Source organism: Sphingobacterium yanglingense, assembly GCF_004363245.1.
Classification (GTDB): Bacteria; Bacteroidota; Bacteroidia; order Sphingobacteriales; family Sphingobacteriaceae; genus Sphingobacterium; species Sphingobacterium yanglingense.
Genome location: NZ_SNYV01000014.1, coordinates 604,247 through 626,301 on the forward strand (window position 1 = coordinate 604,247; position 22,055 = coordinate 626,301).

The 22,055-nt window shown below is 42.4% G+C and carries 10 protein-coding genes; 1 reads left to right on the forward strand and 9 read right to left on the reverse strand.

Annotated elements, in window-relative coordinates; translation table 11 throughout:
* Positions 1–14 precede the first annotated feature (14 nt).
* The 7 genes from CLV99_RS13805 to CLV99_RS13835 all read right to left on the reverse strand — a co-directional run bounded on the left by CLV99_RS13805 (position 15) and on the right by CLV99_RS13835 (position 14,968).
* Positions 15–6,293, reverse strand: a complete 6,279-nt coding sequence (locus CLV99_RS13805) for a hypothetical protein (protein WP_133585074.1) — start codon at positions 6,291–6,293, stop codon at positions 15–17.
* Between the two features lie 80 nt (positions 6,294–6,373).
* Positions 6,374–6,862 (reverse strand): hypothetical protein, encoded by a 489-nt coding sequence (locus CLV99_RS13810; protein ID WP_133585075.1) that lies wholly within the window; start codon positions 6,860–6,862, stop codon positions 6,374–6,376.
* 202 nt (positions 6,863–7,064) lie between these two features.
* Positions 7,065–7,553 (reverse strand): hypothetical protein, encoded by a 489-nt coding sequence (locus CLV99_RS13815; protein ID WP_133585076.1) that lies wholly within the window; start codon positions 7,551–7,553, stop codon positions 7,065–7,067.
* A gap of 204 nt (positions 7,554–7,757) precedes the next feature.
* Positions 7,758–8,246 (reverse strand): hypothetical protein, encoded by a 489-nt coding sequence (locus CLV99_RS13820; RefSeq protein WP_133585077.1) that lies wholly within the window; start codon positions 8,244–8,246, stop codon positions 7,758–7,760.
* Between the two features lie 9 nt (positions 8,247–8,255).
* Positions 8,256–11,627 carry a hypothetical protein gene (locus tag CLV99_RS13825; protein WP_133585078.1) on the reverse strand — a complete coding sequence of 1,124 codons (3,372 nt, stop codon included), beginning with the start codon at positions 11,625–11,627 and terminating at the stop codon, positions 8,256–8,258.
* Between the two features lie 6 nt (positions 11,628–11,633).
* Positions 11,634–13,775, reverse strand: a complete 2,142-nt coding sequence (locus CLV99_RS13830; protein ID WP_133585079.1) for a hypothetical protein — start codon at positions 13,773–13,775, stop codon at positions 11,634–11,636.
* Between the two features lie 11 nt (positions 13,776–13,786).
* A complete protein-coding gene (locus CLV99_RS13835) occupies positions 13,787–14,968 on the reverse strand; it encodes a hypothetical protein (RefSeq protein ID WP_133585080.1) in 1,182 nt (393 codons plus the stop codon).
* A 364-nt stretch (positions 14,969–15,332) separates the two neighbouring features.
* Between CLV99_RS13835 and CLV99_RS13840 the strand changes: the two genes are divergently transcribed.
* Positions 15,333–20,678 (forward strand): DUF7379 domain-containing protein, encoded by a 5,346-nt coding sequence (locus CLV99_RS13840; RefSeq protein WP_133585081.1) that lies wholly within the window; start codon positions 15,333–15,335, stop codon positions 20,676–20,678.
* Positions 20,679–20,682: 4 nt separating this feature from the next.
* Here the strand turns inward: CLV99_RS13840 and CLV99_RS13845 are convergent, their stop codons facing one another.
* Positions 20,683–21,504, reverse strand: a complete 822-nt coding sequence (locus CLV99_RS13845) for an N-acetylmuramoyl-L-alanine amidase (RefSeq protein ID WP_133585082.1) — start codon at positions 21,502–21,504, stop codon at positions 20,683–20,685.
* 240 nt (positions 21,505–21,744) lie between these two features.
* Positions 21,745–21,960, reverse strand: a complete 216-nt coding sequence (locus CLV99_RS13850; RefSeq protein ID WP_133585083.1) for a cyclic nucleotide-binding domain-containing protein — start codon at positions 21,958–21,960, stop codon at positions 21,745–21,747.
* Positions 21,961–22,055: the final 95 nt, after the last annotated feature.

Below are 22,055 nucleotides of genomic sequence, written 5' to 3' on the forward strand. Positions count from 1 at the left end.
TTTTTAGCTACGCACTAGGTTGTAGTGATCGATACCGATGCACTGATATACTCTTCAAAGAGCGAGTTATATCCTTCTCCATCAAACTTCTTATACCTGAATCGGAACGCATATGAATCGGACAGAATACTTAGCTGGTCATTTGATAAAAGTACCGCCGAGGTATCGCGGTTGTGTACCGCTTTCACCGTATCGTCCTTTACAAAATCTGGCCCGTTCAGCTTTCCTAAGAGTAGGGTGTCCGTGCGATCCGCTTCCACCAGATTCGGGTTATTGAAAGGCTCCGGATTATGGATCAATACGGCGATTATACGTTTGTTCTGCGTAGTAGGATCTATATTGATGATCGGTTGTATGACTGTCGTTTCAAATTGGTCAATCTTGTTTATTTTCAGACCACCGAATAGAACCCGGTCAAATTTAAAGGCATAGCGCATGATATTCGTATCATTAGCCTCGTAGTTATCTAACCATAATCTAGATACCGTATCCATGATGTACTGTTCCTCCAGATTTAGTTCGATCGCATGCACGGTGTAGTTCGCTGCCTGCTCTTCGAATGTTGCAAATCGGGATGTCATCACTGCAAAGCGATGTACTTCGGCCGTTTGTAAGGCCTGACCCACAGGCTGGTATTCCGATTCAAATACTGCCGTATACAACCTGTTGGGCAAAAGCATTGGAAATTTATAGACACCTTTCTTCTTACGTTTGCTGATATTGATCGGACTCAGGTTACACCCGTCTTGTATAGCAGCCCTATTTAACAGATACAATGCCTGTTGGTCAGGAGGAAGACTTTTATAATTACTGTCTGTGATCAATTGTTCAGGCATATCTTCCCATTGCAATTCCGGTCGGAGCGCCTCCCCATAAGGATCCAAAAGCTGAATAGTGAGCTTACTTTGCACAGCGGCTGCACCTTGATACGTGGCCCAATTGCTATACATCGCGTTGATATACGATTTGTTGAATAGTAGTGCAATTTCTGCATCCGCGTGAAATACGGGCTTGCTACGTTCAAACCGCCCCAATGCATCCGGGAACGAACGTTCATAGTCAATGTAATGTTTCAGGTTCGAAAGCTTAAAGCTATCCGCTCGGTCTTCATTGCGCAATTTCTTATAGACAGCACTCTGTTGGTGGAAGTGACCGATAGGGCCTGCCGTTCTAAAGCCATAGACAAAGTTTTTCTGTCTCGCGCCATTGGTATCCTTGTTTACAATATCCCGTACTTTAATGGCGACAGCGAATATCGTATTCGGTCTCCAGATCGGTTGAATGGTACGGTTTAGCGTCGTATGGACAAGCTGGTTTTCCGTGATAAAGCCTTCTCTAGTGATCTGGTTGTCGGATATCAGCTGTTGTGTCACGAGGTCTTGCAGGGTTACCGCATTCAGTTCAGTTCTGTAACTTCTGGATAGGCTAGGTTCGAGCTCCGCAGGAATAGCGGTCTCCAGTTTGACCTCTTTATTGATATAGATACTCAGTTTGTTGGTTGCCCGTGATAGGGTACCCGTTATCTGCACATATTGGGTCATCGGTACAAACCCGGTCTCACAATCTAGCGTGTATTCGCAGCTCGCTGTATTTACGGATACACTATCTCCATGATAGGCGGTGAATAGGACCGTGTATTTAGGCAATTTCGTGCTGGCTCTATAGTCATGGTAGAGCAATACCTCTTCACGGCGGTCGATATGTAGGCTGAATCCTTTTTTATATCCCGAACTATTTTCCTCAAATACCTTGGTCAATAACGTACTTATTCCGCGATCGTTGATACCCAGCATGACCGTTAGACCAAACGAAAAATCCCCATTTTCTACAATCAGGTTTGCAGCGTTCCTTACGACCAGACTGTCCGATTTCGCAACAAATGACAATCCCTTTCTTTTTTCAAGCCAGTCGATAGGAGAGGTCGACCAGTACATATCAGTGCTAAAAGGTCTGTTGGAGAATATCCCGTTGTTATTGCCCGTTTGGTCGATAGGATCAGGACCTTTCCAGTAGCCAATGAGTCCAGGAAGTTGTGCTGTATTGCCCTGTACGATCTCTTGGCCGTTTAGCGCCCTATTAAACAAGAACGTATCGGACACCGATTTTTTGGTTTCGATCGTATGGTTATACATCTGCGCAGGCGTATCCAATAATTTATAATAACCTCCGATTTGTAAATCCCCCAAGAAGTTCAGCGGTTTTCGGTCGAAAAGTTCAATGACGATTTTGTTTATCGGTTCGTTTTGTTGATTGTACAGGATAGATTGCCCATTCGGATCAGGTTGTAAAGGTGACGTTTTTACCAGATGTTCAACTTTTCTTTTTCTACCAAAGAAAAGAGGGATTTCGCGCGTTGTATAATACCTGATGTTGCCTATATTATCATTATAGCCAAACTCTAAACCAAAATAACCTAGCGGTTGGTCCAGTACAATCGAGATGGTTCCATTGTTCTGATCGATCTGTAGGTTGTTTATACTGCTACCTGTCCCTTGTCTTACTACAGCAGACAATCCTTTCAACTGAAAGGTAAGACCGTCTTTAAATCGACTCGATCCGTCTGGATACTGCAGCCCTAGAGAATCATTGGTCCAATCGATACGGATCTGTTTTTCTATGTTTTCATAGCAGAATAGGTCCTTTCGGTTATAGTTCATGCCATCCAGCTCCATACCCACAGAGACCAGCTCCGAAGCCATGGTAAACATATTCTGCGACAGGAGGCGTATTTTGTTGTATCGATTGGGTTCGTCAAATTGCCAATAGCCATCTTTCAGCTCACGCAGGTTTATTTCCCCATTATTAGCATCCACTATAGCTGTTACGGCCTCATAGATATAATAAGGATCCCATCGATTGTTGGTCGGATTCCAGGAGAAGATATCGAGTCCTGCTATTTGCAGTTCATGGCTTACCTGATCCGTCAATCCCTTTTGTGTCGGTACGAGTTGTAGGTAATCCGATGGCAGTTGGTTTGCGTTACCACCTATTCTAGAAGCACTGCCCGGTTTTACTGCTTGGAGAAGATCAATGTCTATATAGCTGTCCAGCGGGATAGTGATGTTTTCCACATCAGCCGGTGTGTTGAAATTATACTTCCAACTACTATGACCAGGTGCCGGTATATTTACCGTCACACCATCCGGAAGCTGCGTTCTGACATAATTCACCGGGAATATTTCTGTCGACAAAATGTTTTTGGCGGCAACAGGCATGTAACCTTCGGCATCGCTAGGAAGTTTCAAGATCTCTATAGGCTGGCGTAGCGCGGAGTTGTCTTTGTTGAAGGTCCAACCGAGTTCTAATTTGAATTTGATATCCTTAAATGGCCACGGAAGATTGATGCCTATTACCAGTGCTCCATATATGCTGAATGGGTTTGGCGCTTCGGCTGCCAAGATTACTGCTACTGATATGCCGAACTTAAATTTCCATACTTTCAGATACGCATACCCTCCGAGGTTGATAGAGCCTCCCAGCTGCATCGGTTTGAAGCTGATAGCGCTTCGTATATGTATGAATGCACCCAATCCAACAGATACTGGCCCAAATTTCTTGTTAAAGTTAAATTCAGCACCTGCCCCCATGTTGATCCCTTTTGAAGAGATCATCAGATAGGCATATACCTGGAATATGGAGAGTACTTTAGCCTGTATCCGGGCGGAGTCTGGGGTTTCGCGTCCCAGATTAATGTACCATGCCGACGAGTTCTTAAAAAAGAATGCTAGTTCCATGGTACCCTTTATGGATATAATTCCACCGTCCCAAGAGCCACCTTCCGGCAGTCTGTAGTTGACACCTAGGCTCGTCATCACCGACTTACTGTCGATAGCCAGCAACGCACTGAACGGTGGGTCTACATCTTTGGTGAGGCCTATCCGATTGCGAATAATCCCTGCCTGTCCCTGTAATAGGAAGACGTCGGGTAGCCCCAGCATGATGAAGAGCTTGGAGGAGAACGTATACCCTTTATCATAAGAGGTGGCCAGTGAAATACCCGCTCCGACCGAGAAGCCCGATTTTGTCGCAAATTTATCGATTTCAATCCCTTCACGTCCTGTAATCTTACTTTTCGCCTTATAATAATCCCACCAGGTAGCATCCTCTTTAAGCGGCGGTGTGGTTGCCGATTTTGCGGGCACATAGTGCTGTCCGATCAATCCTCTGAACCCATAGATACCTAATCCCGTTGGTCCTAGCGGAATCGGTATAGGGAGTTCTAGACCTATATCTACAATAAAGGCAGGAATCTTTGGATTCAAGCGCATAGCCGCAGAACCTACTAATCCGATCTTCGGTAGCGCAAAATCTACCGCTCCCGTATACTCTACACCGGCATTCGATCCGATGATGCTAGGATCCGGGTTACTCATACTGAGGTACCCTTTGAGGTAAAATGCCGCATTTTCTTTGCTGACATTGCCGGGTACGGTTACCTCCACACCGATCGCGTCGATGCTTGTATAATGATCAAATGGTTTGTCCGTATCGTTATGATCGGTGGTGAAATAATATTTTATACCGTCACCATTCGCTTTTACGCCCGCTCTTCCCGTATTGACCATACCATCAAAGCCAAAGTAACGGTACTTTCTTTCGACACCGTTTAACATACGGCTATGTGCACCAAAGCTAATCTGATTGACTTCGATATTGACTGGTCCAATTTTTAGGCGGAATGCTTTTGGAATAACAAGGCTTCCCCCTTCAAATTCCATGTCCCCATTGTCCCAGATGCGAAAGCGCTGCACCTCGATCTGTTTAGGCAGCACTTGGCCCAGTCCCGGTATTTCAGCCAAAAAGTCCAGCCTACCCGCCACTTCAATATAGAAGCCCTTTGCTTCCTTACCGAGTTGCAGTTTGCTGATATGTACGTTCAGTATATTGGGCAATGTAATGGTGAAAAACTCGGTTTGCGGTTTGGCCGCTACCATGAACTCCCCATTGTCCAGTACCTGCGCTTCGATATCGATGATCGCAGGACCTGCTCCCTGTTTGAATCCCGGTAGGGTGAGTGTTCCAGCTATATCGCATTGTTGGATCTGACCTTTGTTAAATCCTACTGAAAAGCGGTTCAGCTCCACCGCAAAATTGCCGAATTTTCGGTACAGGTAACCTTCCGATTCCAGTGCGATACGACCAGAAAGGCCTCCCGTGCCGATCAATAGGTCATCTGCTACAATAGCTATAGAGGGGCGTTCGGTATCTTCAATGCCCAATCCCTGATAAGCTACACTTGCCCGCTTTACATATAGTCCTGTAAAATCGGGGCCATAGCCTGCCAGATCCGCTTCCGGTATATTTTTCTTTTTACTCAGGTCGAGCTTTGCTTTCTGAAAATCGATGACAAATCCCGAATTCCCGATCTGGCATGGCCCTGGCAATAGCGATCCGCTAAGTTCTATTTCTGACCCCATACCCGCTTCGGTATCGGCATAGAACGTAGCTTCTACAAATTTAAATACGGCTTTCTTGTTGAGGTCCGGATTCCCTTGCGCGTCCAGTGGTTTCAGTATGTTGTGCGGAAATTCAATACCCGCCGACAGTGTAACTGTAGCCCTTACTTTAGGTGTGATCAGATTACGGATATAGCTTTCGATACCCGATGGCATGATGAGCTGGTAGAATTGCTGTAGGTTAGCTTTGGTCTGCTCCAGTCCGTCTGCCAGTATATATATCGCAAACATGACGGCCGACACCGCAGCTGGTATATTGGTGTTCTGGCGGATCAGATTCGCTAGAATCACTGCCGTTGGTTCTTCATCTACAGGCAGCGTCAGGTTGGCACTCGGATACAGAAAATTTATGGAATCGACCAAATTCTGGAACTTGGCGTCGATATCCAGTTCCGGATCGATAAAGTAATTGATGATGTGCGCTATAACCTCGGCATCCGTTAGTTTGAAGAGCTGTAAGCCCAGCTCAAACATTGCATCCGGTTCGAATGAAAAACCCTCTACCTTAAATGCACGCAGGTAGGCCAACAGTTCCCATTGGTACTGCAGGGATATGGGGAAGGAGGATATCTGACTATCGCCATCCGTATCCGGATTGAGCACCAGACGCATCCCAAAGGGTAGGGGAAGACCAATACTTTTGCTAATGATATCCAGGCTATAAAAGGCGGAATCTCCACGTTGCGATCTGGAGTACTGCAAGTTTTTATAGTAGATTTTGCTCAGTATATTCTCCAGTCCCTCTTCAGCAAAATGTAGGAACTCCGGTAGGTCTTCCGTGCTGATGACCTCCGAGAGTGCCGGGTAGTAGCGTTTAGTTATGGTATTTGTCGGCATGGGTTTCGTTAACGTTTTTATGCTGAAATGATTTACTTATTTTATCCTCTTTAGTGAACTTATATTAGATGTTATTCTAATTAAAATGCACTTCCGCCAGCTTTGACGTATTGCACTTTCTTGTTTATAAATGTCGACAGGTTTGGCTGCATAGCCTCGTACCATTGTCCTTCAGGTAAATGATTAGGATCATATTCCGCACGGTATACCACAGGATCATCCCCTTCTTCGAGAAAAACAAAGAGGAATTGGTCTAGAATATTGTAGACATCGATGACCAGAAAAGGTCGGGTTAACTCTCTGTTCCATTCTTGCATGAATTTACGGACGTCTTGCTGCATTTTCTGTATAGAGCCTTGGTATCCGTATTCCAAGGCATAGCATCGTTTTCCTGCGAGATATAATAATTCTCTCACAGCTAAAGGGAAAGCTAAGCCGTTGTTAAAAGACGTTTCGAGGTCGTTTATCTCTGTGATTGACAGGGAAACAATAGGATAACGATTATTCTCATCAGCGGCAGGATATTCGTAAGGGTTGTCTTGTAGCAGTTTAAGATATTTAATTTCCATATAGTGATTTGATTATAAATCCGTTAAGTTGTTAAATTGTTTCATTATGCTGTTATCTTTCAAATGTATTTCTATTTCTTTCCCATATTGCCGTCCGACTTCCTTGAGGTAAGCCATATAGGCTCCACAGCTACTACATACTTTGAGGGTAGACTCTATTCGAATCACAAAACGATTGCCTTGGAACCATTATAAATTAATTTTAAAATGCACTTCCGCCTGCTTTGACCCTTGCTACCACTTTGTTGATAAATGTAGAGAGGCTTGGTTGCATAGCTTCGTACCATTGTCCTTCAGGCAAATCATCGGGATCGTATTCAGCCTGATATACCACAGGATCTTCCCCTTCGTCGAGAAAAACAAAGAGGAATTGGTCTAGAATATTGTAGACATCGATGACCAGAAAAGGTCGGGTTAATTCTCTGTCCCATTTTTGCATGAATTTACGGACGTCTTGCTGCATTTTCTGTATAGAGCCTTGGTAACCATAATCTAAGGTATAGCAACTCTTTCCAGCAAGATATAATAATTCTCTCAACGCTAAAGGGAAAGGGAGACCGTTGTTAAAAGTCAGTTCTAACCCTTCTATTTCTCCAATTGATAACGGTTCAATATGATCAAAAATTCCGTCCGTAGCATTTGGCCAATGTGAGGGATAGTCTTGTAATGATTTTAAATACTTTATATTCATAATAATCGAGTGTTTTCTATAATTTATCGATACTTTCCATTTTTAACATTTTACCGTTATCTTTCAAATGTATTTCTATTTCTTTCCCATATTGTCTTCCGACTTCCTTAAGGTAAGCCATATAGGCTTCACAGCTACTACATACTTTGAGGGTAGACTCTATCCGAATCACAAAACGATTGCCTTGGAACCTTGTCTCTAAACTTAAAAAGGACTTCCGCCTGCTTTGACCCTTGCTACCACTTTGTTGATAAATGTAGAGAGGCTTGGCTGCATAGCTTCGTACCATTGCCCTTCGGGTAAATCATCGGGATCGTATTCGGCCTGATATACCACAGGATCTTCCCCTTCGTCGAGAAAAACAAAGAGGAATTGGTCTAGAATATTGTAGACATCGATGACTAGAAAAGGTCGGGTTAACTCTCTGTCCCATTCTTGCATGAATTGACGTACTTTTTGTTGCATACTTTCAATGCTTCCATCATATCCGTAATCTAAAGCATAGCAGTATCCTCCGGCAAGAAATAATAATTCTCTAAGCGCCAAAGGAAATGTATCACCTGAGTTATAGGTCTGTTCGAGACTTTCGATTTCATGAATTGGTAATGGCTCTATCTCATATGTGCTACCGCTCACAGCATAGGGGCTACGTGCAGGATAGTCTTTTAGGGGTACTAAATATTTTATATCCATTATATATTTTTATTTTAAAAAATCTTTAAACGAAAGTACATCACCGTTATCTTTCAAATGTATTTCTATTTCTTTCCCATATTGTCTTCCGACTTCTTTAAGGTAAGCCATATAGGCTTCACAGCTACTACATACTTTGAGGGTAGACTCTATTCGAATCACAAAACGATTGCCTTGGAACCAAGCTTCCTCTAGAAAGTGGAAAATAAACTTCATCTCGGTATCGTTTAGTCGTTTTTTTCCTTCTGCATCTATTGCTTGAGCTTTAAATGCGTTAAATTTGCTCTTAGAGGAAGGTGAAATATCCTTTACAAAAGATGGAGGCTGTCCACCAATAAAGTTATTTCCTATATTTTTTGAAGATAGATATATATCCCATCGTGAGGGAATAATAATGGGTGTATTTCCGTCGTAAATATCCACTTTAGTAAGTAGAACATTCATTTTTTGTGCATCAGATTTAAGTAATGTATTCATACCTTGCAACTCAGGGGCTGTTCCATCCATAAGTGCGGTGATACGCTGCTTGCTGACGGTCTCGTGTTCAGTTAGTTGTCGCCTGAATTGTGTAGCTAGCTTTTCACGGGATAGACTATTTTTAACTTGCAAAAATAGGATATGCTGATCTGATAGATTAGCTCGCATAATATCGAAAATATTATCTACACTCAGTTTGTCCAATGCTCCATTTTTGGTTATCGAGAAGTGCGTTTTCATAAAGTCTACCAACAGAGCAGGACGCTCTTTTATTCTGCTGATGATTTCAGAAACTTCTGCGGATTTTAGCTTGAATATAAAGGTTTTGAGCATATCGTCCCAAGCCTTGGGATCCAGTGCCTCAAATACATTCTTTGCATCCACTTCATCATATAGTTGCACTACCCGAGTCATACGGCTTTGGTTTTGATGAAGTTCCAGTAAAGTAGCTAGTTTTCTCAGTGGACGTTCTACACCGGCCTTTGCTAGTGTTAACCAGGTCTGTAGTACAGCGGTGTCATTGAGCAGATGTATCTGCTCAATTTTAGAGAGACCATATTGTCCCATGAAGAGTTTTCGATAACTATCTGTCAACTCAGGACTATTATTGAACCAATTGCGAATGGTCAAAGCATCGTGTTCGAGTAGAAAGTGGTCAAAAGTATTAACGTCATTTAATGAGCGCGTACGGAACAATGCAATCAGTTCGGCGGCATCAGGATCTATTGTGACTCCTGTAGGGAGTCTGATAAATGCTTGATAAGCGTCTTCTGCCGCTTGCGCTGTAAGTTGGTTTGCCTTTATAGATACTCCAGCGGCTGCAATAGAGGCACATAGCATGAGGAATTGTAACTTCTCCCATACTTCTCTTTTGGCGGGATCGTTTTCCTCTGTTTCTAGATACACACCTACATTAGCAAGCATCCCTGCTGTCATAGAAATGGCTTCTCCCGCTGCGGTGATGCCCCGCCATAATAGGACGGATGTATTGGGGTCGAGTATTTTTGTCCGAAATAAAGCCTGTCCTAGTTTGGTAGCATATTTTATATGTCTGAGATGACGTAACAAGCCTGTTCCACCGGTACCAAAGAATAAGGCCGCTTCTATAACTAAGTTAATACCAAGATCAACCAAGGCGTCAAAATCTCTGAGTTTGTCGTATTCTTTAATATAATGAATCAAGAACGCCGGATAAACAAGTGTATCCAGTAACTGGAGCTCCTGATTCGCGTGATAGTTTGTTAATACGATCGGTTGGTACAGATGGTATTTTCCAAGATCCTCATAAATAGGGATTGTCTTGGTAACTAGGAGATCAGTTTTTGTGCTTATACTAGTCTGTACTTCATAACGTGTACAGGCTTTAATCAGTATATTTTGACCTTCTATTTTTGTATCAAAATCATGCGCTTTACCTTTTTGCCTTTCCTCAATTACAATGTCGCTACTTATGATCTCTATAATTAGCTCTGGGTTAAATACAGGGTTATCTGACCAGAAATCAACGGGGAGATCTGGTGGAGGAGGAATGTATTCCCAATTATATTTAGATTGTTTCCATATCTCATAAATAGCATAATTGAAATATTTTCTATTTGGTTTCTCGTCAACAAACCAATTTACAATTGTGTAACGTTCTAATCTTGCATCATCTAAAAGTTTATATAATACTTCAAAATTAGTAATGCTTTTGTCTTTTACAGTATCTTTGATAAATAGAAAATCCAAAAAATCTTCTTTATTACCTTCAAGTTTCGCAATAGCAGCCACAACTTTTACAAGGCTTTGTTCGCGCTCTTCACCTAGTTTTTGTTGTGCCAAAAATTCTTTTGTAGCAAGTAATAGCGCAGAATAGGGTAGCGCAAGCAAGGCCCTGTCAGGAATTATGTAGAGTAAATCAAATAATAGGTTAGTTTCTTGTCCTGCCGAATTATTGCTCTCAAAACTGTATGTGTATAATGCTGAATATAGTGTGAGTAAGGTGTTATAATATTTTCTTAATTCACCAATATCTAATGTGTTTAATGTTGGCGCTGGCAAAGCCTTGTGAATCTGTTCTGTAGGTGCATTGGGATCATAGTAATAACACCAGTGCTTTTTTATATAGAATACAATCTTTTCTAGCGTGGTGCCAGGAAGATTACTGATGTCCTCTTCTAGGGAGTCTGCATACCCATCCACACGTTGGATGTTTATCACATCCTTCATTCTTTCCTCTAATATTTCGGTAGTAATAAAGTGTATTTGGAAAGAAATTAATGTAAAGATATGTTTGTACCTCGATGTTAAAGTTGTATTAGCATTTTGAAATATAAAATGATGGAGGAAATTGTTTTTGTAAAATACACCGTCGGGAGTGGACTTCGAGTCAATATCTACCACTTCCTTTAGGTTGCTCTCTGGTATATCTATTTCCAGAATGAGGCTATTGTCAACAAGGTCTTCTTTTCTATAGTTTTTCACTAAATTATTTTCGGATTTGGACTCTAGTTGAAAAGTAAATTGCGCTTTGCTAAAGTAATAATCGAAGGGTTGCCAATTATACAAGGTGTCTATCGTAATTGTTTCTCCTACATTTGCAATATATTTTCTTAAATCAATTTTTTTTTGACGTAAATCAGCTATGGGAAAACCTGTGGACAAAATGCCGTTTGGTTGAATGTAAGTTAAGTAATCACGCTCCATGTAATATCCTTCCAAATCGGAAAAACTACTACGATCTTGTTGCTTAAAATCGGAAAGGGTGTAATACCTACAGTGATTTTCAGTTTCTATCTCACCATATTTAAATATATATATAAACCGAAATAAAAAACCATGAATATCAAATAGTATTTTTTCTGGAGGGAAAAAGGAAGCTGGTAGTTTTACAGGGGTACCATCATATAAGATAACTACTTTCATAACAGATTATTTTGACAGATTGATCTCTCGGATTAAATAAATAGGTTGTTCAGTCATTTGTAGGCTGTAATCACTGGAAAAATGGTAATTATCGTCGAGCGAATATAGTATGATCTCAGCTTGGGGAAGATGAAGTTCGGGGATGTTTTCTTCGTTTTCCCCTGAAACAGACAGCTTATATTTTTTATATCGTATACCTTTTTCATCGGTAAAGGTGTTAATTTCTTGATTATATTCGGTGAGAAACAATCTTGGATTAGAGAGTGAGTTGATGCTTATTATATCCTGTATGCGACTATTTTCCTCTAATGTTATACCAACTATAATTTTTAGAGGTTTGCTATTGTCCTTTGCGTGCAAGGAGATACCTTTGATTGTGTGTGTGCCGTCAACAATCTCAGTTATAGTATAAAAATAAGGATCCGGTAATTGATATAAGGAGGATATTGTGGTGCTATTTGATAAAGCAGAAAAATTTATTGTATCTACAGTGTAGGGCTGGCTTTGTATATCCATCAGATAGTTGAGGATGTCAGACTGCTCAGTGATATAACTTACTCGTTCGACCTTTGTTTCAGGATTGTTTATATTAGGAATACTGTCCCGAACAATTAAAGTTTGTACTGCTGTTATTACTTTTTGGGTAGTATCTTCTAAAAAACCAATCTGTTTTATATGTGGAGAAGATAATACCATGTAGTCATTACTCATGCTTTGTTTGAGTAGTGGTTTGGCAGTCAAGAGGTCGAATATGTCATCGAAAAAATCGCTATTGTAAATTTGTGTGAGTTCTGCGTCATCTTCTGTAATGGTTTTAACTCCATATTCGAGTGTTTTTCCTTGATAAATAATTGAATTAAAGTTTGAGATGAACTCTTTATTCATAGGGGCTCCGACTGCCGGATTTGCCAAAATTAAATCCGGTGTATAATCATTGATCCACAAATGGTCCGGATTTTCGGGTGTGCTTAGTGCAGCGGCATCCATAAAGTTGTTCTTTACGGCATTGGTTAGCGATCCTACCTGTACATAAAGCATGGCATTTGGATTACTGTCGGTTACGAGGTTGATATAAATTTCGTTGACAGTAGTGTTGTGGCTTTGATTGCTTTCTATGATTTGCACTGGCCAGCCCTGCGAACCAAACTTGTATGCTGTTTTATTTTCACTACTATCTCCGATACGGATATTGTTGTCCGAAGCATCACTTAGGTAGTAATTCCCATAAAAATCATACGAACGCCCACGATCGGACTGTATATACAGATACAATCGATGTTTCGAATAGAATTTGGATACCACTGCATCATATATGGCTGCTTCTTTCTTTTTCGCTACTGCGCTTCCTTCATATACAGATACAGTACCGTTGCCGGCATGAAAGCCATAGAAGGCCGCAACATCGATAAACTGCTGCACCTGCTCTTTGATCCGTTTGGACTTATATTCGTCACTGACATTGGTAATATCGATAGTTGCTAGGGGGGCACGTGCGTACTCTAGGTTGAAAGCAAACTCGTCAATAGGATTCTCGAGTTTATAGTCTCCATAACTCAAGATCACATCCATACCACATTCTCCCTGTGCAAAATAACCCAAGCTGTGTCCTGCCTGCACCATCGGGAGCTCAAAGGCCTGTTGCAGCTCTTCCTCTCCAGACTGGTACTGTGCCTGCTTGAAGAACAAACTATCAATATCGAGTTCCGCAGATTGGTTTGCAGGATCATAGCCTATGTATTTTGCCTCAAATAGAGGTTTGGGCTGTTCTATGGAAGTATAGTAGTTTTCAAAAGCTTGCTGCGCTTTATTGATATAGTCAGACTCGTTGGTTCCCGCATCTTTGACTAGATTCCCGTTAAAGAAATCCTGTACACGTAGGCCTCGGTACACAAAGTAGCGTATGGGCAAGCCATTGATCGGCTGTGAGAACGGACGTAATATTAGATTGACCAGATTGCTGTTGCCAGTTTGTGGCTGTATCAAGACAGTCCCCTTGCAAATAGCGTAAGCTTTTGCACCGCTGCTTTGAAAGCTGGCCGTAATATTAAAAACGTTTGCCGACTGCGGTCCAAAACTTCGGAGCGCATCTTGTGTTATGCTGTTCGGATCGGTAAAGAAAAAAGACTTGGGCTGGAATATAGTACTCATGCGCTGGTCGATTAATTGTTGGTTTGATCTTGGTAAATATGTAATACGCCTTGCTTGGTTTCTTTGTTATAGGCCAAGACACCTACTTTATAATAGTCATTAATAGAAGTAGGTCTAGAACGTTTGGTTTGTGCAGCTACGACAGAGCTCGATACTTCAGTTCCGCCAATATTAACAAAATTGCTATCTTGAATCTGCATTTCACCGCCTTTATAGCAGGTTAGTTCCACATCAAATCGTCCTTGATCAATACTTCCACCATACCATACGGCGTACATGCCCACTTCGAGTCTATTATTGACTGTCGACGTGTGGAAATCCATACTGAAAAAATCTCGGCCAAGGAAGTCTCCCATAGCACCGCTTGTCGGGTGATCGGCAACGAATCGCTTGATATTCAAAAGCACAGCCTCAACGCCTGTAGTCTGCGTATTGTCCTTTGCCCACCATAAGTAAGCATCAGTTTCGGGTACGGTGTTTTCAGGTAGCGTTCTGTTCGGGTTTCCATAGCCGACGTAGCGATTGTCATATGTTGTATTGCTGTTTTCAAATCCTACCTGTATATCCAGATCCCTGCCGGCACCTTCCTGCCATATGAACCGCAGTACCATAAAGTCAAAATCAGGAATATCGACCGGAGGTTCACTGGTATTCTTGATAAGAACAGATTTCTTGAGAATTTGACTATCCGCTGTACGTGCACTAATCTCTACCTGCAGGTCTTGCTGGCCATCTATTTGTGCTGCTCGGAACTGTTGCCCCTGAAAGCTGCCTCCATAGTCTGCCGTAAACGTATAACGATAGCTTACATCCTGCCTACTACCATCTGTAAAAGTTGCAAACACATAAAAGGAAACGGTATCGCCTTCATTTACCGTGCTAGGGCCTTCCAGTACGTAACTAACAGGGATCGTACAATTGGTAAACGGGGCAGATTTTAATCCGGTCCAGCCTGTTGAGGTCAATAATCTGGCTGCTACGACGTGATCTCCACAATACAGACTTCCTTGCAATACCAAGTCGTGCTGGTTGTCCAGCAGGGTGCCGTCTATATACCATTCGCAGGATAATATGTCACTGGGCAATAAAATATTCTCTTCTAGCGCTATACTAAAATTTACCGTTTTACCGGCATAGGAACCAGCAGATTCAATAGAGAATCCTGCCGCTTTATTGCAAAGTGAATGGGACATAATCCGATTTTTAAGAGCTTATAATTGTAAAAAGTACAATTGCAGATTCAATATTTCACAGGTCTATACAAGCAATTGTTGGATGCTAATATATAAATTAAAATTCAATTGAATATCGATAATTATTTTTTTGAACTTAAATTTAACAATAATTTAACTATCTGTCTTTTTTGTAGGTTTTTAATATTTTTTGTGTTTTTTTATTCTTTTATAATATCAATATTTCATTTATATATTCTATATTTAAATTGCATTTCTTTGTAAGAAAAGTTAGTCTTGTTTTTGACCGGATAAACCATTTGGAAGGGATGTAATAAACCGAAGAAGATAAATTTTAATTACGATCAAGAACCTATAACAATCCATGGCCAAGACCAATCTGCCTACAGCTAGCCGTATCCGGGTAAACGGGAAGGATGTAGCTCTCGCACCAACAGAATCTACGTTTCATAATTTCCTGCCCAGCCGTGTGATTGCACTGGGGGCGGACCGGAGTACAGAGGGACAGGAACAAGAGTTGGATGCAGCCGCTATTGGCGAGGTTCAGTTTACGGATGGGACGACTTGGACTGGTTATTTGGGGGATCTTCCGGATTTATTTCCTGACCAGACGAGTAGGGGGCTAACTTCAGTCGATGGCTGGCAATTACCTCTGGAGATTTATTCCGATTCCCAAGATCGGGGTAGTATCGGGCGTGGTGTATTAAAGCTGTTGACCATCTTTAGTCCCAAGTCGAATCTGGCTGGAGAGACTGCAAAACAACTTGCCCAGCGGACCGACCGTCGTATTATCGAGCAGGAGGGATTGTACAAAGTAGATCAGGAATTTAATCTGACGGCACTTTTACCTTCAGATCAAATCACGGGCAGCGTACTGCTCTTGCTGCACGGTACGCTATCGTCTACTGTAGGGTCTTTTTCGGGTTTAAAGGGGGGCACTTGGGAGGCGATTTATAAGAGTTACGACCATATCTTATGTTTAGAGCATTTTACACTATCGGTATCACCCTTGGACAATGTGCTGGCTATCCTAGAGTCTTTACCGTCGCACCTTACCTTAGATATTTTATCCCACTCTAGGGGTGGTTTAATAGGTGATCTCCTCACGCGATTTGATAGTCAGAATGCGGTAGAAGCTTACGGCTTTTCAGCGGATGAAAAACGTGCCCTTGTGGAAGAAGATGGAGCCTTGGGCAAGGTTTTAGAACGGATAGCCGAGTTATCCAAAATCAAATCGTTTACGATACGACATTTTGTGCGGGTAGCCTGTCCTGCGTCTGGCACCACACTCTTGGGGAGCCGACTGGATCATTTTCTGAATTTACTGCTCAATACGCTCGGATTATTTCTGGGTAGCAAAACCAATTTGCTATACAATGTTGTTAAGGAATTCCTGTTGGACATAGTGCACAGCCGTACTGATGCACAACTAATGCCCGGCCTATGGGCCATGGTGCCTGAGTCGGTTTTCCAAAAAATAAATAATTCGGAACGTTATGGGGTCCATTCCAAACTATTTGTTATCGCTGGCGATAGCCAGGTAGGTGCCGGTTTGGGAAATACCTTATCCGTCATTCTATCCAATTTGTTTTATTGGGAAGGCAATGATTTTGTAGTGGACACCAAGTCGATGAAAGGTGGCCTAGCCAGAGCCACAGCGGTATATCAGTACCTCTCCAAGGATGAATATACCTCGCACTTTAATTATTTCCGCAATGACAATACGCGGCATTGTATACAGATGGGGCTTCAAGGTATCACTACTGATAATAAGTACGCATTTCATTTGATTGCCGGACATACGGATAGTAGAGGGATAGACCTTCAGCTCAAGGTATTGCGCTACACACACAATAATGTCTCGGGCGATAAGCCAATCGTGATACTCCTGCCGGGAATTATGGGCTCATTGCTCAATGATAAGAAAGGCAATGTATGGCTTAATATCCCGCGTATACTAGGCGGAGATTTTGTGGATAATCTAGATATTACTTCCGATTATGTATTTGCCGACGGGGTGATCGCCAAATACTACAAGAAGCTGGGCGAGTACCTGCTTAAAGACAATGATGTAAAAGTATATCCTTTCGATTGGCGTAAATCGTTGCTCGATACTGTTTCGGCTTTTGCCGATCTGTTGGAAAATTACCTCAATTTCAACCAACCTATCCATATTATTGCCCATTCCATGGGCGGTCTGTTGGTCAAGCAGCTTATGCACAAACATAAAGCCTTATGGGAGCGGTTCTGCCTTCGCGACAAGAATAATCTTATTTTGTTGGGGACGCCCTGGAAAGGCTCCCATCTGATTATGGAGGTGCTAACTGGCCACTCCAAGCGGATCAAACAGTTGGATCTACTTGATTGGAAGCACAACAAGCAACGGATACTAGAGGCGGTCAACGGTTTTCCAGGTGTCTTCGAGCTGTTGCCTTTTACCGATGAAGGGTTTCAGGATCCCGCCTTTTGGAAGCGGCTGCAGCCTTTTGTCGGAGACCTTGTCCTGCCAAAGGATAGTATGCTGAACCACTATCAGCGCTATCGAAACGAGACAGAAGGCTATGATCTGGGGGAGGCAAAGTCGAAAGTGTTCTACATTGCTGGTCAGGGCGATACTGTTCAGGGCTACTATATCAAAAAAGGTTTTTTTACGGGTGAAGTGCTCCGGTATACCACCACGACAGAAGGCGATGGATCAGTAACCTATGACTTAGGTATCCCTAAAGAACTCCCCGCAGAAAATATTCGATATGTTGATGTCTCGCATGGTCAGTTGGCAAATAAGGAAGTGGTCTTTGGGCATATTACCAGTATTATGAAGTCAGGGCAGCCATTGCCGACTAATCGGATACGATCATCCAATAGGTCAGCCGGGCTGCAGGTCAAGACGAAGCAGGAAGAGTTTGCTTTGGCAGGTCAGTCGGATGATGTGTTGGATACGATCTTTGATACCGATGACGGTGCGCAGTCCGATACCAATCAAACGGAGACACTACGGGTTTCGATGGTCAACGCCGATCTATGTTACGCCAATTATCCGGTGATGGTCGGTCATTTCAAAAACGATGGCATCTATAGCGCGGAGAAAAGCCTGGATGGCTATTTAAACCAAACCCTGAGCGAACGGCATAAATTAGGTTACTATCCGAGCGATATCGGAGAGAGTGAAGTGACCTATCAAGGGCAGAGCCAACCCAAGGGTGGCTTAGTGATCGGCCTGGGCAAAGTCGATGATTTAACCCCTTACCTGCTCTCCCAATCCGTCGAAAAGGCGGTTATCAAGTATGCCTTCTTCTTTCGGGACAACTATTCTAATATTTCGAATAAGCAGGTAGGTTCTACCATCTCTTCGGTCATTATCGGCAACTCGTACGCTGGACTGAGCATAGCCGATAGCTTGCAGGCCATTATCTCGGGCGTACAGCGCGCAAACCGTAAAATACTTAAGCTCGATATCGGATTGGCACCTGTTGAAGAGTTGGAGTTTATCGATTATTACGAAGATATTGCCCAATTGGGCTACCAGACGCTCAAAGCGATGGAACGCTCACAAAGCGATCCCCATATCGCAGTAAGGCCACTACGCATAGGTCAGGGGCGAAAAAAACGGATCAGTGCCGATCGTACAGCAAGTTGGTGGCATGTATTTAATACGACGGCTCTATACAACGATAGGCAACGTACCAAGCCTACCGGGCTATCCTATAGTTCTACCTCGGGCAGAGCCCGTGTAGAGCGTAATATTGTGTCGTCCGATTTGCGTATTGTAGAACATCTATCCAACGAGTTGTCTAATAAGTCTACCTGGGAACCTAAGTTTTCGAAGAGCCTCTTTGAATTATTGATCCCAAACGATTTTAAAAGTATACTTCGTAACCAGAACAATGTACTGTGGAAAATGGATGAATATACCGCACAGTTTCCTTGGGAAATGTTCCATTACTACGAAGAGGAAGACCCCTTGGTGGAGGAGGTGCCTACTTTTGTAGGGACGGGCTTAATCAGAAAACTTATTACCGATGATTACAGGGCCAACTCGATCATGGTAGAAAAAGATACGGCCATAGTAATAGGTGATCCTGACTATCGGGGGAGCAACTTTCGTCAGTTGCCTGCTGCTGCGGAAGAGGGCAAATTAGTTAGTCAACTTGTACAAGACAATGGCTATACTGTTACTTCATTAATCAATGCATCGCCAGCGGATATCATAGTCACACTCTTTGCAGATACCTACAAAATTGTACATGTCGCTGCGCATGGCGTTTACGAGCGATTGAGTGTGGATGGTGAAGAACGTATTGTGGCTGGTATAGTACTGGGCAACGGTATGTTTTTAGAACCCGGCACAATCAATCAGTTGAGTGCCGTTCCTGAATTTATGTTCATCAATTGCTGCTATTCGGGCAGTATAGAAGGGCTTGATGATAAATACTTACGACATAGGCCCAAATTAGCGGCTAATATCGGCACGCAACTGATACAGATGGGGGTAAAAGCGGTAGTTGTAACGGGATGGGCTGTAAATGATGAGGCTGCATTCGAATTCGCCCGGAAGCTTTATGCGTCACTTTTTGAAGGGTATGAATTTGGGGCGGCTGTACAGCGAGCAAGGAGCCATTGCTTTGATTTATACCCCAATACCAATACCTGGGGTGCCTATCAATGTTATGGGGATTATTACTACCGGCTGACCAATAAAAAAAGTCCGAATAGTAACACAGAGGAGCCTCTAGTGACCAGTGGCCAGGCTATCATAGAGCTAGATAACTTCCTTTCCTATATTCGATCGAAACTTGTTAAGGTAGATGCCGAGATACTACAATTAAATACACTAAAAGCTAGAATAGATAACAACCACCTAGAAACAGATGGAGCCCTTGAGCGGTATGCATTGATTTATTCCGAGCTCGGAAACTTTATCGAAGCCAAAAAACATATCGGTATCCTCTTCGAAAAAGACCATGCAGACTTTTCTGTTTCGCTTGTTGAGAAGGGCTTTAGCATCTCGACCAAGGTACTCTTGCAAAACTATATGGAACTCACTAAGGAGAATGAAAGCACGTTGTCTTTAAATAAATTGGCTGACTTACAGCAACAGATGTTCCGTCTTTTGCAAGAATGCAGGGTGATAATGACCCTTGGGGATACTTCAGACCGCCTATCGCATGTGGGCTCCATGTGTAAACGGGCGTCCATTATATTCTCGAGTACCAATACCCGGCAGGACCTACTTCTAGAGATGAAAACGCTATTTGAAAAATCTTATCTAAAATCAAAGCTGTCCCAACCATTTGTGGATCAGGTATACCCCCTGACCAATTACCTTTTGGCTTCCTATGGTTTAGCGGCAGGACAAGCCTTGTCGATCCCGGAGGCTCTAGGTATAGGTTTCGACCTGGATCGTCAATTTGATGTGTGGGCTGCTCGATTAGAAGCTGAGCGCACGGGCTATATCAACTATTATCAATTCAATGCGTTGGCAAAAGTAGCTGGTTGCAGATTTGTTTTCTGCGCAAACGAAAATAAGATCCGAGAATACTATCGCATTTTCGAAGAGGAAATGATAAACTCCTTGAAGATATATGGAAATGTAAAACATGTAAAAGGAGAGATAGAACACCTGATCTTCCTGGGGTCTATCATCTCCAATGTGGATAAGCTCGGTATGCTACAGGTATTGAAGCAACGTTTAAATGAGCTGTTAATCTAATGATTTATTTTTGAAGTAGCCTGCTGTGTATCCATCCGGAGGTCACATCTTGATCTTTGAATTTATTTTCTAATAAGGATACCAGAAACCATTCGTTCTGACTTTTTACAAATTCAACTTTACTTCCTTTGGATAGGGTGCCGTAAGATTCAAAAGAGGTACCCGGTCCTTTACGTACGTTGACTTTATCGGTATTCACCGTGTAGGTATCGATGCTGTCGCCTGTACGTCCAAATAGTTTGGCTTTAAAACTTTCCATTGGAAATAATGGACCCGGGTCGTCTTTCCGGTACGGTGCGATATCGTCGTGTCCCAGGACGATCTGGATGTTGTATTTTTTTGTTAGCGTCTGGCATAATTCAAAGCAGGCTTCGATCTGTTCCTGTGTATATTCATACCAAAAGGAAGGGGTCGATTCATGTTTGTGTCTAGCCTCCACAACATTCTCGATAGGGTATTCCTGCTTAAACCAGGAGAGGTAACGATTACCAACCTTATGCAATCTTCCTGGATTGTCTAGCTCTATGCCAATAGAAAAATCGTTAAATCCACGGAAGTTGGCCCATTGGCTCTGACCGGCATGCCATGCTTTTTGGTTGAAGTCGACCAATTGCGTGATTGTTCCGTCCCGAGCAATTACGATATGGGCTGAAGCGCGGGCGTTAGGGTTTTTAAACCAGTTGATAGAGGAGGTGGCGCTACTCCCGGCTGTAAAGTGGATGATGATAAATTGGGGATTCATCCGTCCGCCTTTGTTTTTAGTGGTTTCGTGCTTGATTTTTTCAGATACGTGGTTGGTTGTTAATCGATGATTGGTTACTTTCATAATGGTGTTGGTTTATAAACTCTAGAATTGTGCATAGTGGCGCATTATTTCTGTCTGTTGTAAAAGATTTGACGTCAGATCTAAAAAGAAGATTGGTTTAAATTTGTTAATTTGCTTAATCTCAGATTATGCTTAAATATAAGTATTAAATGTTTCAATTGGTGAATATATTTTTCTATAGGTTATATTTAAAATTCTTTGTCAGGTGCAGTAGAATTAATTAGTGCGATGACAGGTAAGTTAGCATATATTCTTTTTTAAGCTGTGATAATCTTTAATAGTGTAGGAAAGTACTTTTTCTAATGACACGGCTTTGCCTTCTTGTACGAGTACAATCTTGGTATGGATCTCGCCTGCATGTAGCAGGATTTCTTTTGCTTCGTAGCTTTTGACCCGACTTTGGTCGAGAATAGCTGTTAGCAGCTCATCGCTAGGGGGGATGCTTTGCCAAAACAACTTTTAGAAATTGATAATTAAGGTTCTGTTGCATGATGTGTTATTGTACGTCAATAAATCCCCGTACAGTGGACTTTCGATTCTGTAAGGGGTGA